The organism is Hyphomicrobium sp. DY-1, assembly GCF_047497105.1.
Lineage (GTDB): Bacteria > Pseudomonadota > Alphaproteobacteria > Rhizobiales > Hyphomicrobiaceae > Hyphomicrobium_B.
In genome coordinates this window covers 4320906-4337445 of sequence record NZ_CP134870.1, presented here as the reverse complement: position 1 = coordinate 4337445, position 16540 = coordinate 4320906, and the positions used below count along the sequence as shown (strand labels likewise).

Annotated in this window: 15 protein-coding genes and 1 pseudogene; 9 read left to right on the top strand and 7 right to left on the bottom strand. The window is 60.3% G+C overall.

What is annotated here, in order from left to right:
* Positions 1-77 precede the first annotated feature (77 nt).
* The gene (locus RLW41_RS21095) at positions 78-812 is read right to left on the bottom strand and encodes a DUF1003 domain-containing protein (protein ID WP_013947749.1); all 735 of its coding nucleotides are present in this window, start codon (positions 810-812) and stop codon (positions 78-80) included.
* A 153-nt stretch (positions 813-965) separates the two neighbouring features.
* Between RLW41_RS21095 and ettA the strand changes: the two genes are divergently transcribed.
* Positions 966-2624, top strand: coding sequence for an energy-dependent translational throttle protein EttA (gene ettA / locus RLW41_RS21090; protein WP_013947747.1), 1659 nt, complete (start codon positions 966-968; stop codon positions 2622-2624).
* A 66-nt stretch (positions 2625-2690) separates the two neighbouring features.
* Here ettA and RLW41_RS21085 read toward each other — a convergent pair whose 3' ends face one another.
* The 3 genes from RLW41_RS21085 to RLW41_RS21075 form a co-directional block, all read right to left on the bottom strand.
* Positions 2691-3296 (bottom strand): PRC-barrel domain-containing protein, encoded by a 606-nt coding sequence (locus tag RLW41_RS21085; protein WP_414462750.1) that lies wholly within the window; start codon positions 3294-3296, stop codon positions 2691-2693.
* Between the two features lie 264 nt (positions 3297-3560).
* Positions 3561-4148, bottom strand: coding sequence for an ABC transporter substrate-binding protein (locus RLW41_RS21080; RefSeq protein ID WP_409559960.1), 588 nt, complete (start codon positions 4146-4148; stop codon positions 3561-3563).
* 141 nt (positions 4149-4289) lie between these two features.
* Positions 4290-4910, bottom strand: coding sequence for a hypothetical protein (locus RLW41_RS21075; protein WP_409559959.1), 621 nt, complete (start codon positions 4908-4910; stop codon positions 4290-4292).
* 155 nt (positions 4911-5065) lie between these two features.
* Between RLW41_RS21075 and RLW41_RS21070 the strand changes: the two genes are divergently transcribed.
* From RLW41_RS21070 to metH, 5 genes and pseudogenes are all read left to right on the top strand, one after another.
* Complete coding sequence (locus RLW41_RS21070) at positions 5066-6079, top strand: ArsR/SmtB family transcription factor (protein ID WP_414462749.1); 1014 nt, start codon at positions 5066-5068, stop codon at positions 6077-6079.
* Complete coding sequence (metF, locus tag RLW41_RS21065) at positions 6079-6993, top strand: methylenetetrahydrofolate reductase [NAD(P)H] (RefSeq protein ID WP_013947741.1); 915 nt, start codon at positions 6079-6081, stop codon at positions 6991-6993. The genes RLW41_RS21070 and metF overlap by 1 nt, the downstream gene beginning before the upstream one ends.
* A 26-nt stretch (positions 6994-7019) precedes the next feature.
* Positions 7020-8069 (top strand): annotated as a pseudogene (locus RLW41_RS21060) (homocysteine S-methyltransferase family protein); the annotation flags it as partial.
* Positions 8070-8085: 16 nt separating this feature from the next.
* Positions 8086-8778: a class I SAM-dependent methyltransferase gene (locus tag RLW41_RS21055; RefSeq protein ID WP_414462748.1), complete on the top strand. Its 693-nt coding sequence runs from the start codon at positions 8086-8088 to the stop codon at positions 8776-8778.
* Between the two features lie 13 nt (positions 8779-8791).
* Positions 8792-11524, top strand: a complete 2733-nt coding sequence (gene metH, locus RLW41_RS21050; protein WP_414464627.1) for a methionine synthase — start codon at positions 8792-8794, stop codon at positions 11522-11524.
* Between the two features lie 693 nt (positions 11525-12217).
* On the opposite strand, the gene RLW41_RS21045 is transcribed toward metH, so the two are convergent.
* From RLW41_RS21045 to RLW41_RS21035, 3 genes are read right to left on the bottom strand one after another with little or no spacing between them, the layout of a single operon-like run.
* On the bottom strand, positions 12218-12661 hold the full coding sequence (locus RLW41_RS21045) for a GNAT family N-acetyltransferase (protein ID WP_409559953.1): 444 nt from the start codon (positions 12659-12661) through the stop codon (positions 12218-12220).
* 28 nt (positions 12662-12689) lie between these two features.
* A complete protein-coding gene (locus RLW41_RS21040; protein WP_414462747.1) occupies positions 12690-13808 on the bottom strand; it encodes a polysaccharide deacetylase family protein in 1119 nt (372 codons plus the stop codon).
* Positions 13805-14608, bottom strand: coding sequence for an enoyl-CoA hydratase (locus RLW41_RS21035; RefSeq protein WP_414462746.1), 804 nt, complete (start codon positions 14606-14608; stop codon positions 13805-13807). Before RLW41_RS21035 ends, RLW41_RS21040 begins: the two co-directional genes overlap by 4 nt.
* Positions 14609-14810: 202 nt before the next feature.
* Between RLW41_RS21035 and cysE the strand changes: the two genes are divergently transcribed.
* From cysE to RLW41_RS21020, 3 genes are read left to right on the top strand one after another with little or no spacing between them, the layout of a single operon-like run.
* Complete coding sequence (gene cysE / locus RLW41_RS21030) at positions 14811-15638, top strand: serine O-acetyltransferase (protein WP_414462745.1); 828 nt, start codon at positions 14811-14813, stop codon at positions 15636-15638.
* 24 nt (positions 15639-15662) lie between these two features.
* The gene (locus tag RLW41_RS21025) at positions 15663-15878 is read left to right on the top strand and encodes a DUF3126 family protein (RefSeq protein ID WP_013947733.1); all 216 of its coding nucleotides are present in this window, start codon (positions 15663-15665) and stop codon (positions 15876-15878) included.
* A 14-nt stretch (positions 15879-15892) separates the two neighbouring features.
* Entirely contained in the window at positions 15893-16423 is a 531-nt protein-coding gene (locus tag RLW41_RS21020; protein ID WP_409559949.1) for a gamma carbonic anhydrase family protein, read from the top strand.
* Positions 16424-16540 lie beyond the last annotated feature (117 nt).

Genomic DNA, 16540 nt, shown 5'->3' with positions numbered 1-16540 from the left:
GTCTCCTGCACCCAAAAAAGCCATGCGGGAGGTGGGCTCGCGGACTGTCAGTCGCCAGGCCCCAACCAAAGAGCCCGCTACTTTCTACGCTCCGCCAATTTGTCGAGCTGCAACGACTGAATCTCTGCCAGCCGCTGCCATTGTTTATTGATCAGATGATCGATCTTTTCGTGCAGATGCCGGATCTCTAGCTCGGCCTTGAGATTGACGCGGTAGTCGTTCAGCGACCGCAGCCGGTCTTTCTCTTCTTGGCGCCGCTGGCTCATCATGATGATCGGCGCCTGAACGGCCGCGATCGTTGAAAGAATAAGATTCAGCAGAATATAGGGGTAAGGATCGAACGCGGCTCCTGCGCGATAGGAATTGTAAAGCATCCATATGCCGAGGAACGCGGCAAACACGATGAGAAACGTCCAGCTGCCGCCGAACTGAGCCAAGCCGTCCGATAAGATCTCGCCCACAGAACGCTTGGCCGAAAATTCTTCTTCGACGTTCTCGGCAAGCGTTTCATGCGTTGCAAGACTTTCCGCAACTTGCTTCTCGATCTCGCTGACATCGCCAGATTCATCCCGAAGGAGTTCCGTCACATAGAGCGTGCGATAGCGATCAAGTTCCTTGCGCGAAACGAACGCATCGTCTTTCAGATCGGGGTAATCTTTACGTATGCGCTCGACCAGCGAGGGCATAACCGTCGCAATACTGACCACGGCGCCGCGCGAATATTCCTTGCCCGTCAAGGAGCAGACGATTTTTGGCTTCGATGCCTTGCCATTTTCGGGCACTTTACCGTTTTCGGGGATCTGATCCGCCATCCCTGTCCTCTTTTGGAAACGCGTTCCTATATATCCGGGGTACCCGGCCGCGGCACGTCGCGCACGGGCTCAATGATACAATTGAGCAAGCCGCCGCAATCGGCTAGAAGGCCGATTAAATCCCTCGAACTTAAGGTCATAGAGGCGCCGTTCATGGCTGCACATCAGTACGTTTATCATATGCATAAGCTTTCCAAGACCTATCCGGGCGGGAAGCAGGTGCTGAAGGACATTTCGCTATCGTTCTTGCCGGGCGCCAAAATTGGCGTCGTCGGCCTCAACGGCGCTGGGAAATCGACGCTGCTGAAGATCATGGCGGGCCGGATCGACGATTTCACGGGCGAGGCCTGGGCCGCCGACGGCATCAAGGTCGGCTATCTGCCGCAGGAGCCGGAACTCGATCCCGAAAAGGATGTGCTCGGCAATGCCATGGAAGGCGTCGCGGAGAAAAAGGCCATCCTCGATCGCTACAACGAGATTGCGGCGAACTATTCCGAAGAGACCGCCGACGAGATGACGGCGCTTCAGGACCAGATCGACGCCCAGGATCTCTGGGACCTCGACGCCCAGGTCGAACAGGCACTCGATGCTTTGCGCTCGCCGCCGGGCGACGCCGACGTCACGAAGCTGTCGGGCGGCGAAAAGCGTCGCGTTGCGCTGACGAAGCTCCTGCTGTCGAAGCCCGATATTCTGCTTCTCGACGAGCCGACCAACCATCTCGACGCCGAAAGCGTCGCTTGGCTCGAACGCTACCTGAAGGAATACGCGGGCTGCGTGATCCTCGTCACCCATGACCGCTACTTCCTCGACAACATCACCGAATGGACGCTCGAACTTGACCGCGGGCAGGGCGTGCCGTGGAAGGGCAACTACTCAGGCTGGCTCGAACAGAAAGCCAAGCGCGAAGCGACCGAGAAGGCTCAGGAAGAAAGCAAGCAGAAGGCGCTATCCCGCGAGTTGGAATGGATCCGCTCGTCGCCGAAGGCCCGCCAGGCCAAGTCGAAGGCCCGTATCACAGCTTATGAGAAGCTGGCTGACGAAGCCGGCCGCGAGGAGAACGGCCGCGCCTCGATCCAGATCGCGACCGGCCCGCGGCTTGGCGGCGTTGTGATCGAAGCCGACGGCCTGACGAAGGGCTTCGGCGATCGCCTGCTGATCGATGGTCTCTCGTTCAAGCTGCCGCCCGGCGGCATCGTCGGCGTCATTGGTCCGAACGGCGCCGGTAAGACGACGCTGTTCAAGATGCTGACGGGGGCGGAACAGCCCGACAGCGGAACGATCCGCCTCGGCGACACGGTGAAGATTGCCTACGTCGACCAGTCGCGTGCCCATCTGGACGACAAGAAGACCGTCTGGGAGGAGATCTCCGGCGGCCTCGACCAGATGCTGCTCGGTGGCAAGAAAGAAGTTCCAAGCCGTGCCTACTGCGGCTGGTTCAACTTCAAGGGTGCCGACCAGCAGAAGAAGGTCGGCATGCTGTCAGGCGGCGAACGCAACCGCGTGCATCTCGCGAAGCTCCTGAAAGAGGGCGGCAACCTGCTGCTGCTCGACGAGCCGACGAACGACCTCGACACCGAGACGCTCGGCGCGCTCGAAGCGGCACTCGAAGATTTCCCCGGCTGCGCCGTGGTGATCTCGCATGACCGCTTCTTCCTCGACCGCCTTGCCACGCACATCCTCGCCTTCGAAGGCGATAGCCACGTCGAATGGTTCGAAGGCAACTTCGCCGACTACGAAGAAGACAAGAAGCGCCGCCTTGGCGACCAGGCCGTTGAACCGCACCGCATCAAGTTCAAGCGGTTCGAGCGATAGGGCAGAGGGGAAATGTGGCTTCCGACCGGCTCGACGAAGGAGAGTCGGAAGCCACACTCAAAAGCTTCACCCGTTGCTGTTGTCGATGATCGGAAGCTGCTTGGCTTCCTCCGAGGTCAGCGACAGCTTCACGCCGTCCGCGACGCTCGTGATCTTATCGGCCGGAACTTCGAAGACTTTGGCGTTGATGCCCGCGGGCATGCCATCGGTAACGAGAATTTCCTGCACCTTGCCGCTGTCGTCGGACTTCACGCCGTTGACTTCGCCGATCTTGGCGCCATCTGAGCCGAACACTGCCGCGCCGATCTGAATTTGACTGGCGTTGATTGCAGCACCGCCTTCTGCAGGCGCGCCTTCGGTTGCCGTTGGTTGCTCTGGCTGAGCCGGCGCCTCTGTTGCGCCGCTGTCGGCAGGCGGCGCTTCCGTCCCGCTATCCGCAGGAGCTTGCTCCGACGGCGCGGCTGATGGTTCTGCACCGTCGTCGCTGGGCTGCGCTGCGGCACCGTCGTCTGCCGGAGCGGTCTGCTCGGGCGCTGGCTGCTGCTCGCCCTCGGCGGGAGCCTGCTGTTCCTGTTCCTGGCTCCAGACCGGCTGCGTTTGAGACACGCAAAAACAAGACATCGAGACGACGAGAGCCATTCCCGGCGCCAAACGCAATTTCGAAAACGTCATAACCCTGGACCCCAATTCCATCCCCACCACCAAAACGTAACCCGCGTTTCATATAGAACGTATGCGGGCTTTTTGCTCCCCTATGCTCGGCGGCGATGCAAGGGTGCGGCGCTTTGTCGATGCAAAGCTGGACGTAAATGGGGCGAACAGCGCCGATGTCGATAAAGAACAGGCGTCGCCCGAAGAGCGACGCCTGAAAGGCACACTTCCGGGCAATTGGCGCAATGTCAGATGCCAAAGCTGCCCGAATGGAACGGTATCGTCTTAGCGGCTCAGCGCCAGGACGAGTGCCCGCGGATTATTGCCATTCTCGGTGATGTAATTCTGGAAGAGGTCATCCAGGAAGGTCGTCATCCAAAAGCCGACAACCTGCGCGTCACGAACCTTGTAGCCCTCTTTGGTCTTCATCACGAGCCAGCGAATATCGTAGCCCGAGCCGTCGGACAGTGTGATGTGGCTGTCGACGTTCGTGCCGCCCGCATCGCCCGGACCCTGTCCGGTGACGACGGCGCTGGTGACGATGTATTTCGGGCCCTGCGTGGCGGCGTACTTCGCGATGAAGTTGATCATGCCGTTGTAGTAGGCGGGCCGATCGGCCTTCGGCAGCGTCCGCGCGTGCGGGCCGAGCGCCGTCAGGCCGATGTTCGGAACATCCATGTGTCGGCGCAGCACGTTGGCGTAAGCGGAAATGCCGCCCTGACGCTGCGCGTACATGAGCTCATTCTGAACACGCTGCATATAAACGGCGGGCGACTCGGCGCGAGCACCGGTCGCGGAAACGCCTGCAAAACAGGCAAACAAAACAGCCAGCCAACTGGCGGAGCGAATTCGCTGTGAAATTGCCCACCCCATGTCAAACCCTCGCATTCGTCGTCCCCAAAACCATCGCGAAGTAGCAGGGGCTCTTGGCCGATTCTGCTACTGTCGCCCTATCGAAACAAGCCTCTCGTCACGCTACAGAGGCAACAATCACGTCAAAACAATGCTGGATGGCTATGCGGCCACAGCATTTTGTCGTTCGCGAGGCTTATCGCCGAGATCGTAGAGCCGCCCCGCCGACACGACGGGAAGGCTCAACGCCAGACAAAGCCTATCGAATTCCGTTCCACCGATTCGATCTGCCGCCATCAGAATGATGCTGCGATTTTTGTTCGGGTGCACCAATACAGCTTCCTGGTGAACGCCCGACAGCGACGTCCGCGTGTGCAGCGCGACACCCTCGAAACTCGCCAACGGCATATCCCAGAGCGTCGTCGAAAACGGCGTCCGGTCGATGACCTTCACGCTTCCATCGCGGATATCGACCAGACGGCTGGAAATCAACGCGATCAATATGTTGCGCAGCGGCCAAATGATCAGGCCGACCCAGAAGACCAGCGCCAGCGCCAACTCGATGGCCACAACCGGGTTCGAAACCAGGGCGCGGCGCACATCCGCGGAGGTAAGTGCGTAAACCGCAAACCCGAGCTGGGGCAGCACGATCAAGGCCGCCAGCGCAGTCATCAGCAAGAGGCCGGGAAGTTTTGCCATTTTCGAATTGGTCTGCCGGATCGTGATCGGAAGGCAACCGGGATCGCCTGAGACTTCAATGACTTCAAAACCACGACGCTGCATGACGCAACTCAACCCCCGCGCGAGCACTGTCGGCGACCTTATGGTAAATTTCTCTAAAAGGCGGTTAAGCACCGTACTGTTTTCGCGACCGCCAAACGCCCCTTGACATATAAACATATCTTTATATCTTCCCGCGCATGTCCAGCTCAGAGGAAATGCGAACGGCTGACTTGGTGGCGGCGCTGAAGGCGGCCGCCGAGCCGACGCGCCTGCGCATTCTCCTGCTGCTTGCTGGCGGCGAACTGAACGTCAAGGATCTGACCCTGATCCTCGGGCAAAGCCAGCCGCGCATCAGCCGCCACTTGAAGCTGCTATGCGAGGCGGGGCTGATCGAGCGCTTCCGCGACGGCAGCTGGGTCTACTTTCATATCTCGGATCGCCAGCCTGGCGGGCGCTTGGCGCTGCGCCTCGTGGCCGATGTTGATCCCTCGGAAGCCTCCGTCCGCCGTGACCGCGAGCGCGCCGAGACCTTGAAGCGCGAACGCGAGTCGGTCGCGCAGACCTTCTTCGAAGAACATGCCGCCGACTGGGACCGCATCCGCACCCTACACGTCGCGGAAAATGACGTCGAAGCAGCGATGCGCCGGGCGCTAGGCGACGGGACTTTCGATTTCTTCGTCGATCTCGGCACCGGCACCGGACGCACGCTCGAACTCTTCGCCGATCGTTTCGAGCGCGGCCTGGGTCTGGATGTCAATCAAACCATGTTGACCTACGCGCGCGCCAACCTCAACGCCAAGGGCTGCGCCAAGGCGCAGGTTCGCCACGGCGATATCTATTCGCTGGCACTGGCGGATGCACAGGCCGACGCCGTCGTCATGCATCAGGTGCTGCACTTTCTGTCCGATCCGGCGCTCGCCATTCGCGAAGCGGCGCGCGTGCTGACGCCGGGCGGCAAACTGCTGATCGTCGACTTCGCACCGCATGAGCTCGAATTCTTGCGCACGCGCGAGGCTCACGAACGCCTCGGCTTTACGCACGAGCAAGTAGCAGGCTGGCTGAAAGATGCCGGCCTCGCGCCGAAATCCGTCGAGGACCTGACACCCAAAGCCGATGGCCGCGACGACATGCTGACCGTCACGGTCTGGCTTGCCGAACGTCCGGTCAGGCAAATGCCGATTACAAAGATAAGCGCACCCGTCGAAGACGTGCGCGAGGGAGCACGCTGATGGCACAAAATAGCGAACGCAAGAGCAAGCTGCTCGGCTCGGGCGACATCGTCGTCAGCTTCGAATTCTTTCCGCCGAAGACGGAGAAGATGGAAGAGACGCTGTGGTCTGCGATCTCGCGCCTTGCGCCGCTGCATCCCGAATTTGTTTCGGTGACGTACGGCGCCGGCGGTTCGACGCGTGAACGCACGCACTCCACCGTCACGCGCATCCTCAAGGAAACGGACCTGAAGCCCGCGGCGCATCTCACCTGCGTTGACGCGACGAAGGACGAGGTGGATGCCGTCGCGCGCCAGTATTGGAGCGAGGGTGTCCGCCACATCGTCGCCCTGCGCGGCGATCCGGTCCACGGCGCGGGCACGAAGTATGAGCCGCATCCCGACGGCTATCAGAACGCTGCCGATCTCGTCGCCGGATTGAAGCGCATCGCGGATTTTGAAATCTCGGTCGCGGGCTATCCGGAGAAGCATCCGGAAAGTCAATCGATCGAAGCCGATCTCGATAATCTCAAGGCCAAGGTCGATGCCGGCGCCGATCGCATCATCACGCAGTTCGGCTTCGACAATGCGTATTTCCTGCGTTATCTCGAACGGGCGCGCGCGGCAGGCATCTGGGTACCGATCTCGCCTGGGATCGTTCCGATCCACAACTTCAAGCAGGTCGCAGGCTTTGCCAAACGCGCAGGGGCGACGGTCCCGTCATGGCTCGCGCGCCGCTTCGAAGGCCTCGAAGACGACAGCGCGACGTCGCATCTCGTTGCCGCCGCCGTCGCGACCGAGCAGGTGATGGACCTCGTCGACGAGGGCATCAAGAAATTCCACTTCTATACGTTGAACCGTGCCGACCTCGTCTACGCGATCTGCCATCTTCTTGGCCTTCGCGCGGCGAGAGCGGCCAACGCCAACGCGGCGTAATCACATTCGGAAAGTCGAGGCGTGACATGAGACGGAAACCAAGTTGGGCCGCGCTGGAAAAGGCTGCGAGCGAACGCATCCTCATCATCGACGGCGCCATGGGCACGATGATCCAGCAGTACAAGCTCGGCGAAAACCACTATCGCGGCGAGCGCTTTCAGGATCATTCGAAAGACATCAAAGGCAATAACGATCTGCTCGTGTTGACCCAGCCGGAGATCATCGAAGAGATCCACGGCAAGTATCTGCGCGCCAACGCCGATATCATCGAGACGAATACGTTCAACGCGCAGCGTATCTCGCTGGCCGACTATCACATGGAAGACCTGGCCTACGAGATCAACGTCGAGGCCGCGAAGATCGCGCGCCGCGCGGCGGACGAGTGGACAAAGAAGACGCTGGACAAGCCGCGCTTTGTTGCAGGCGCCGTCGGCCCGACCAACCGCACCGCGTCGATCTCGCCGGACGTCAACAATCCGGGCTTCCGCAATGTCAACTTCGATGAGTTGCGCGATGCTTATAAAGAGCAGGTGCGGGGGCTGATCGACGGCGGGTCGGACATCATCCTGATCGAGACGATCTTCGACACATTGAACGCGAAAGCTGCCGGTTTCGCGACGCTCGAAGTTTTCGAGGAAAAAGATCTCGAACTTCCGGTCATGATTTCGGGAACGATCACCGACCGCTCGGGCCGTACGCTCTCCGGGCAGACGGCGGAAGCTTTCTGGTATTCGATGCGGCATCTAAGGCCATTTTCGATCGGACTCAACTGCGCACTCGGCGCCGAGTTGATGCGCCCCTACATCGCTGAGCTTTCGCATGTCGCCGACGTTCGCATCTCGGCCTATCCGAATGCAGGTCTTCCCAACGCCATGGGCGAATATGACGAGAACCCGCACGACATGGCCTGCAAGATCGAGCCATGGCTGGCGGATGGCTTGATTAACGTCGTCGGCGGCTGCTGCGGCTCGACGCCCGATCACATCGCCCACATCGCGAGCCACGCGAAAGGCTACAAGCCGCGCACGATCACAAAGACCGAACCGCGCCTTCGGCTCTCCGGCCTCGAACCGTTCGTTCATGGATGATGCAATGACAGCGTTGAAATTCGAAGATCAGAAGCTGCCCGATCTCGATGACTACGCGAAGCTGGCCGAGCAATTCATTCCCGGTCGGCAAGCCATCTTCGCGATTGTCGAATCCGCGCTTCTTGAACTCATTCCGCAAGGGCCGGCCAAAATCTTGATCGTCGGCGCGGGTGGGGGCGAAGAAATTTTGCGCCTTGGACTGAACAATCCGGATTGGTCGTTCGTCGGCGTCGATACCTATGAGCCGATGGTCGAATTGGCGCACAAGCGTCTTGGCCGAACGCCCGTCGGTTTGCGCAGTAAGGTGCATGCGACGACCATCGACAATCTCGCAGAAAAAAACTTCGACGCTGCGACGTGCATATTGACCGCCCATTTTGTTCCGGACGACGGCGCGAAACTGGCCTTCTTCGAGGCCATTTATAAGCGGCTGAAGCCGGGCGCGCCGTTTACCGTCGTTGACGGCGTGGGTGTTGCCGGCGATGACCAAACCGAGTTGCTTCGCCGCATCTGGAAGCGCCATGCCATTCGCAACGGCATATCAGCCGAAGTTGCTGCGAGCAATGCCGAGAACTTCAAGAAAGTTTCGGTCGTGTCTGAGCAGCGCGAAGAGGAGCTGCTTGTGAGCGCCGGTTTCAAGCGCCTGACGCCGATCTTCCGCGGACTTGCCATCAAGGGTTGGCTGGCATTCGCATGAAAGCCGTTAACACATTTATCTTCTGCCAATTCAAAATGGAATTCGACTGATGACCACAGCCAACGCCGCGCAATCGTTCATCAACGTCGGTGAGCGCACAAACGTCACGGGCTCCGCGAAGTTTCGCAAGCTGATCGAGCAGAACGACTATGCTGGCGCACTCGCCGTTGCGCGCCAACAGGTCGAGGCAGGCGCGCAGGTTATCGACGTCAACATGGACGAAGGCCTGCTCGATTCCGAAAAAGCGATGGAGACGTTCCTCAACCTTATCGCCTCCGAGCCCGACATCAGCCGCGTACCGATAATGATCGACAGCTCGAAATGGAGCGTCATCGAAGCAGGCCTGAAGTGTGTGCAGGGCAAGCCGATCGTCAATTCGATCTCGCTGAAGGAAGGTGAGGGGCCGTTCTTGGAGCATGCGCGCAAGGTCCTGCGCTACGGCGCGGCCGTTGTCGTCATGGCGTTTGATGAAGCCGGACAGGCCGACACGATCGAGCGCAAGGTTTCGATCTGCGAACGCGCTTACAAAATTTTGACCGAGAAAGTTGGGTTCCCGGCGGAAGACATCATCTTCGATCCGAACATCTTCGCCGTCGCAACCGGCATCGAAGAGCACAACGGTTACGGCATTGCCTTCATTGAAGCAGCGCGCCAGATCAAAGAGAAGATGCCACTGACGCACATTTCGGGCGGCGTCTCGAACTTGTCGTTCGCCTTCCGCGGCAACGAGCCGGTGCGCCAGGCGATGCACTCTGTGTTTCTCTACTATGCCATTCAAGCCGGGATGGACATGGGCATCGTCAACGCCGGTCAGCTGACGGTTTACGACGATATTCCCGCCGAGCTGCGCGAGCTTTGCGAGGACGTGATCCTCAACAAACGTCCGGACGCAACCGATCGCTTGCTCGAAGCCGCGCCGAAGTTCAAAGGCGATGGTTCGGGCGCGAAGGCGAAAGAGAAAGACTTGTCCTGGCGCGAGGCGCCGGTCGAAGCGCGCCTCACGCACGCGCTCGTGCATGGCATCACAGACTTTATCGAGATCGACACGGAAGAAGCTCGCGCGAAAGCCGACAAGCCGTTGCACGTTATCGAAGGCCCGTTGATGGCGGGCATGAACGTTGTCGGCGATCTCTTCGGCGCCGGCAAAATGTTCCTGCCGCAGGTGGTGAAGTCCGCGCGCGTGATGAAACAGGCCGTCGCCTATCTGCAGCCATTCCTGGAAGCCGAGAAGAAAGCTTCCGGCCTTGAAGCCAAGCCCGCCGCCGGGAAAATCCTGATGGCGACGGTGAAGGGCGACGTCCACGACATCGGCAAGAACATCGTCGGCGTCGTTCTTCAGTGCAACAACTATGAGGTCATCGACCTCGGCGTTATGGTGCCCGCCGCGAAAATTCTCGAGACGGCGAAGAAAGAGAAGGTCGACATGATCGGCCTTTCGGGCCTCATCACGCCGTCGCTCGACGAGATGTGCTTCGTTGCGGCCGAGATGGAACGCGAAGGCTTCTCCGTGCCGCTGCTGATCGGCGGCGCGACGACGAGCAAGGTGCACACGGCCGTCAAGATCAATCCGAACTATCATCGCGGGCAGGCCGTCTACGTGCTTGACGCCAGCCGCGCCGTCGGTGTCGTCTCGAACCTGTTGTCGGACACGGAGAAGACGCCGTTCGTCCAGAACATCAAGTCGGAATACGCCAAGGTTCGCGAAGCGCACCTTGCGAACGAAGCGAGGAAGCAACGCATCACGCTGAAAGCGGCGCGCGATAACAAGTTCAAGATCGACTGGAGCGCGTACAAGCCCGTACAGCCGAGCTTCCTTGGCGCACGCACGTTCGCCGATTATCCGCTCGCGTCGCTCGTGCCCTATATCGACTGGACGCCCTTCTTCCAGACGTGGGAGCTTGCAGGCCGCTATCCGCAGATCCTGACCGACAACAAAGTCGGCTCTGAAGCGAAGAAACTCTTCGATGATGCGCAGGCGTTACTGAAGCGCATCGTCGCCGAGAAATGGGTGAAGGCGTCCGCCGTCGTCGGCTTCTGGCCTGCGAACAGCATCGGCGACGACATCGCGCTCTACCAGGATGATACGCGCGCTGCGCAGATGGCGACGCTCTATACGCTCCGCCAGCAGATCGCGCGCGATCCTTCGCGCAATCGTGCGCACACCGCGCTGTCCGACTTCATCGCGCCGAGAGAGACGGGGCTCGCCGATTATATCGGTGGCTTTGCCGTCACCGCAGGACTTAGCGAGGAAGAAGCGATCGAGCGCCACGTTAAGAAGACCGACGATTACACGCGCATCATGGCGAAGGCCTTGTGCGATCGCCTTGCCGAAGCATTTGCCGAAGCGATGCACGCGAAGGTGCGCCGCGAGTTGTGGGGCTACGCCAAGAGCGAAACGCTCTCGAACGACGATCTGATCCTTGAAAAATACCAAGGTATCCGCCCGGCACCTGGCTATCCGGCGCAGCCTGATCACACCGAGAAGGCAACGCTTTGGACGCTGATGGACGTCGAAAAGCAAACCGGTATCACGCTGACGGAAAGCTACGCGATGTGGCCGGGCGCGTCCGTTTCCGGCCTCTACTTCGCAAATCCGGAAAGCCATTACTTCGGCGTCGGCAAGGTCGAGCGCGACCAGGTCGAAGACTATGCCGCGCGTAAAGGCTGGACGGTCGAAGAGGCGGAGCGCTGGCTGGCGCCGGTCCTGAATTACGAAAGAACAGGTTCTGTCAACGCCGCCGCCTGATTTGCTTGGACGTTGCGTTCGTCAAAAAAATCGGCGCGGTGTGTACCCGCGCCGTATGGTCGTTTGGCTCGCGCCAGACATCCCAGAAATAGTCCCCCGTCTCGTTGGCTCCTTGGAGCATCGTGCGTGGGATTACTGTTTCAGGCATTTCCTCCAGACGGTCGCTCTCAAAAGGTCCCGAGCACGACCAAAATCACGAATCCAAACGACATTCCTACGGCAAGAACGTTAAGACCGCCTTGCAGACTCATGTCACACCTCCGAGGTCGAGATGCTTCTGAATTCGCCTCGCTTCCCTCTTCGAAGCGCAGGCCGGACGCTACCGAGCAGTCCACGTCGCTGACAAGAAAAAAGCATTTTGCGGCGCAGAGCGTTTGACCGTCGCGAAACTGTCACTGCTGTTGCATCGCTCCGAACGCAAACCGCCGGAAGCAAAAGCGGTTCCCGCCTGCGATTTGGGAGTTAACAAAAATGCAGCTAAAATCGCCGTTTTTAGCGAAGCGGCGCCGAACGCGGTAACCAATTGTGATCGAAGAATGACGCCTAGACGTCAGCGCCCCCGCCAACGCAACGCACAAAAATAATCCCAAAATATTTTGCTTGCATCCTACCGGAGCCTGATGCGAAGCGCGCTGCGGTGCTTTCGGAATGCCGTTCGACTCGCCGTCTATGCAACGCATCGACGGCTTCGGATCAACCGATTATTAGCCGTTTTCTCAAAAGAACTTCGTCGGTGCCTTCCGCAACGAGCCCTTCGAGTGTCGCGATGCGGACGAACCCGAACCGTTCGTAAAAGGCGATGGCTCGGACGTTGAAGTCGGAAGCGCTGACCCAGATGTTCCGAGCCTGCAGTCTATTTCCCTCCGCTTCGAACCATGACAGCACGGCATTGCCCACGCCGCTATTTTGAAACGGCGGAAGGATGCCGAGAAACTGAAGGTACGGCCCGCGCAACCACGTTCGGCGAATACTGAAGCCTCCGGCAAGGGTGCCGTCGACGAGAATTTCCAAACGCGGAGCGTCATCTTCGTCGGCCCGCAAAAACGTCGTGAGGGCCTCGGGCGTATAGCGATAATGCGCCCAGGGATTAATAGCGGCGAGAGGTGCGCCAAGCAACTCGGCGCTCTCCGATGTCATTGGCCGAAACGCGATAGTAGCTGTCATGTCAATTCACTGATTGCCCTGCCGCGCGAGCAACCGGCTTGGTATTCTTTTTGGCCACGGCTTTCTTCGCTGCGAGCGGCGTGTAGGCGACTTTCGCCCCGGTCTTCGGGCTGGCGTTCAGCGGCTTTTTCAGTGCCCACAGGAAGTCATAGCGATTGACGTCGCCGGGCTTGCGATCATAGCACTCCGATTTGATGACCGGCTTGCCCATCGTCATCAGTTCGCTGACGGTTACGAACTTGTAGCCCTTGGCTTTGAGCTTCGGGATCGCGATGCGCAAAGCATCTGCCGTATGCCATCCACGCCCGTTCGCGTGGTTGACGACGATCGAACCGGGTTTCGCTTCGTTCACCATCGCCGCCGCGATACGCTCGGCCGATTCATGCGGATCGGGATCGCCCGTCGCGACGTCCCACTGAATGGCGAGCATCCCGGCGTCGTTCACAGCCTTGAGCGAGGCGGGATTGCACGTGCCGTAGGGGAAGCGGAAGAGCGTCGGCTGCGCGGGGATGCTGCGCATGTCCTCGGGAGACGCCGCCACGCATTGTTTCGAGGCGAGATCAGCGCGCGCATCCTCATAGGCTTTCTGCGGCGCGAGCACCTGCTGGCGGATGGCCGCTTCGTTTAGCAGCCGGAGGTTCGCGTGTGTTTCAGTATGATTGCCGACCTCGAACAACGGATCGGTCATCAGCTGTTCGGTGCGCGCGCGATGGGAGACCATCCATTTTCCGCCAGCAAAAAAGGTGGCTTTTACGCCCTGTTCGCGCAGATAATCGAAAATGCGGCCGTCGTAGCCTGCAATCTCGCCGCGCTGCTCACACAGGTCGAACGTCAGTGCGATGACTTTTTCGCCCTTCGGAACGTCGACGCGCCGGATCGATCCGCGCAGGGCTTCGGGGACCGGCGCAGCCTGAGTGAAACCGGCGATCTTGATCGGCGCATCGTAGGTGTGGACGCCGCGCGAGACTTTCTCCTCGCCCGGCACGCCTGCGAGCAGCGCCGGCGAATAGCACGCGTGTTGCAAGACATCGTCGCGCGCGAAGGCCGCCGTCGCATGTGCGGAAACGGTGAGCGACGCAACGATGAGAGCCGACAGTCTGATGCACATTGTCAAAGTCATTTGCCCTTGAACTGGGGTTTGCGCTTTTCAAGAAAAGCGCGGCGTCCCTCGGCGTAGTCTTCACTTGCAAAACATGCGGCGATAGCGGCGTCGAGAGTTGCCATGTCGGGATGCTCCGGATGGCGCGAGATCTCGTCGATCACTTTCTTCGCCGCGGCGACCGACAGCGGTGCGTTTGCGGCGATCTCCGCGGCCAATGCTTTCACCGTCGTCTCCAGCTCCGCCTTCGGCACGAGTTGCGAGATAAGCCCCATAGCCTCCGCATCGGCCGAACGGAAGCGCCGTCCGGTAAACAGCAGCTCCTTGGCGCGCGCTGCCGGTACGGCCGCCAGAATGGGCCGCACCCAGCGCGCATTATAGCCGATGCCGAGCTTGGCTGCCGGAATGGCGAACTGGCTTGCATCGTCGGCAATGCGCATGTCGCAGCAGAGCGCGAGACCGAGACCGCCGCCAAGACAAAAGCCATGGATCATTGCAATGGTCGGCTTCGGGCATCCGACCAGCGCGTTGAAGGCGTCGTCGTTCAAGGTGTCGTAAATCCTGGCGGCATCCCCGGTGCGTGAGGTTTCGAACTCCGAAATATCCGCGCCGGCCGAGAAGGCCTTATCGCCCGCGCCGCGCACGATAATGACGCGCACCTCCGGATCGTCGACGGCCGCACCCACTGCGTCAGGGATGGACTTCCACATCGCAGCCGTCAGGGCGTTCATCCGTGCCGGATTGTCGGCCGTGATCCAGGCGATCGCGCCGTCCTTGGCGTATCGCAATGTCGGGTTGGCGACTTCGGCCGCATCTGCCATAAACGGGGTATCCTTTCGATCTTTGCGGCCATTTAATTGGCATTTGCAGGCGTCGCAAACGGCCTCCGCGGCGGCAGATGCACGCGGCGGCCGGAAAGTGTATAAGTTTTACGGCGAGGTCGATTGACCGCCGTCGGTGTGGACGCTAATCGCCTGCGGTAACATATTGCTAACGGACCTGATTTCGAGCCAGAGGCTGCCCGTGTCGAATACCAAAACAGCGATCTCAAAGGTCCAAGTCGTCGACCCAATTTGGGCGCAGATCCGCACCGAGGCCGAGGCCGCGATGAAAGCCGAGCCCGCGCTCGGCAGCTTCATCTTTGCGACCGTGCTCAGCCATCAGGCTCTGGAGGACGCGGTGTGCCATCGCCTGGCGCAGCGGCTGAACCACACGGACGTAGACGCCGGTCTCATTTCGCAGACGTTTCTGAGCGTGCTGGCCGAGCAACCCGAGCTTGGCACGATCTTCCGTGCCGATCTCCAGGCTGTCTATGACCGCGACCCGGCATGCACGCGCTATCTCGACCCGCTTCTCTATTTCAAAGGCTTCCACGCGCTGGTGACGCATCGCTTTGCGCACGCACTCTGGAAAAGCCGTCGTCGCGACTTTGCCCTTTACCTGCAAAGCCAGTCGTCGCGCATGTTCGGCGTGGACATTCACCCCGCGGCGCGCTTCGGCAAGGGCATCATGCTCGATCACGCCACTGGCTTCGTCGTCGGCGAGACGGCGGTGGTCGGCGACAACTGCTCGTTCCTGCATGCCGTCACGCTCGGCGGCAGCGGCAAGGAGACGGGAGACCGCCATCCTAAGATCGGCGACAACGTCTTGATTGGCGCCGGCGCCAAGGTGCTCGGCAACATCAAGGTCGGGCATTGCTCACGCGTCGCCGCCGGGTCGGTTGTCCTCTCTGAGGTTCCGCCGAACGTGACCGTTGCCGGCGTGCCCGCCAAAATTGTCGGCAGCGCCGGCTGTGCCGAACCGGCCCGCTCGATGGAGCAAGGCTGGGTTGATGATTTCGGCGGACTTTAAAAAGATCATTCAGGAGACAAGACATTGAAAAAGGAAGAGCTCGCTCGCCTGCAGGCTTACTTGCGTAAAACGCTTGGAGCCGCATCGCTTGAAGTGAAGGCGCAGCCAAAGAAAGACGACATGGCTGAGGTCTTCGTCAACGGCGAGTTCATCGCCACGCTGTACCGCGAGGTCGAGGAGGGCGAGACGTCCTACCAGTTCCAGATGGCGATCCTGGACATGGATCTGGAAGGCGTCTGAGGCCGAACCGTCCAATGCCGCTTTACACGCTCGATGGCCAAGGTGTCGTAACGCCTCCAATCGGCTCGTTCTGGGTCGCGCCAAACGCCGTCCTACTTGGCAAGGTCAAGCTCGAGGAAGAGTCGAGCGTCTGGTTCGGCGCGGTTCTGCGCGGCGATAACGAGCTGATCACCGTCGGCGCGCGCTCGAACGTGCAGGACGGCTCCGTGCTGCATACCGATCCGGGCTTTCCGCTGACGATCGGCGAGGACTGCACGGTCGGCCACATGGCGATGCTGCATGGCTGCACAATCGGCCGCGGCAGCCTCATCGGCATCGGCAGCATCATCATGAACGGCGCTAAGATCGGCGAGGAGTGTGTGATCGGCGCCAAGACGCTGATCGCCGAGGGCAAGGAAATTCCGCCACGCTCGCTCGTGATGGGATCGCCAGGCAAAATCGTCCGCGAGTTGACCGACGAGGAAGTCGCGCGTTTCGGCGGCGCCGCCCGCCGTTATGTCAAAAATTGGCGCCGCTACGCTGAAGGCCTGACGCTTCAGAACTGAGCCCGGACAATCGCACAAAAAAATGCGGACCGGCGTCTGGGGAAGCGCGCGGCCCGCTGAACAGGTCCGGTTTGGGTCGGGGGACGGCTGGGGCCGGGCCTGTAAGTGTTTCTGAGG

Bases quoted from the DNA above. Each gene is read 5' to 3' on its own strand.
- RLW41_RS21055 (WP_414462748.1), top strand. From the start codon at position 8,086: ATGACAGCGTTGAAATTCGAAGATCAGAAGCTGCCCGATCTCGATGAC.
- RLW41_RS21070 (WP_414462749.1), top strand. From the start codon at position 5,066: ATGCGAACGGCTGACTTGGTGGCGGCGCTGAAGGCGGCCGCCGAGCCG.
- RLW41_RS21095 (WP_013947749.1), bottom strand. From the start codon at position 812: ATGGCGGATCAGATCCCCGAAAACGGTAAAGTGCCCGAAAATGGCAAG.
- RLW41_RS21080 (WP_409559960.1), bottom strand. From the start codon at position 4,148: ATGGGGTGGGCAATTTCACAGCGAATTCGCTCCGCCAGTTGGCTGGCT.
- RLW41_RS21040 (WP_414462747.1), bottom strand. From the start codon at position 13,808: ATGACTTTGACAATGTGCATCAGACTGTCGGCTCTCATCGTTGCGTCG.
- RLW41_RS21020 (WP_409559949.1), top strand. From the start codon at position 15,893: ATGCCGCTTTACACGCTCGATGGCCAAGGTGTCGTAACGCCTCCAATC.
- ettA (WP_013947747.1), top strand. From the start codon at position 966: ATGGCTGCACATCAGTACGTTTATCATATGCATAAGCTTTCCAAGACC.
- RLW41_RS21085 (WP_414462750.1), bottom strand. From the start codon at position 3,296: ATGACGTTTTCGAAATTGCGTTTGGCGCCGGGAATGGCTCTCGTCGTC.
- RLW41_RS21045 (WP_409559953.1), bottom strand. From the start codon at position 12,661: ATGACATCGGAGAGCGCCGAGTTGCTTGGCGCACCTCTCGCCGCTATT.
- RLW41_RS21075 (WP_409559959.1), bottom strand. From the start codon at position 4,910: ATGCAGCGTCGTGGTTTTGAAGTCATTGAAGTCTCAGGCGATCCCGGT.
- RLW41_RS21035 (WP_414462746.1), bottom strand. From the start codon at position 14,608: ATGGCAGATGCGGCCGAAGTCGCCAACCCGACATTGCGATACGCCAAG.
- metF (WP_013947741.1), top strand. From the start codon at position 6,079: ATGGCACAAAATAGCGAACGCAAGAGCAAGCTGCTCGGCTCGGGCGAC.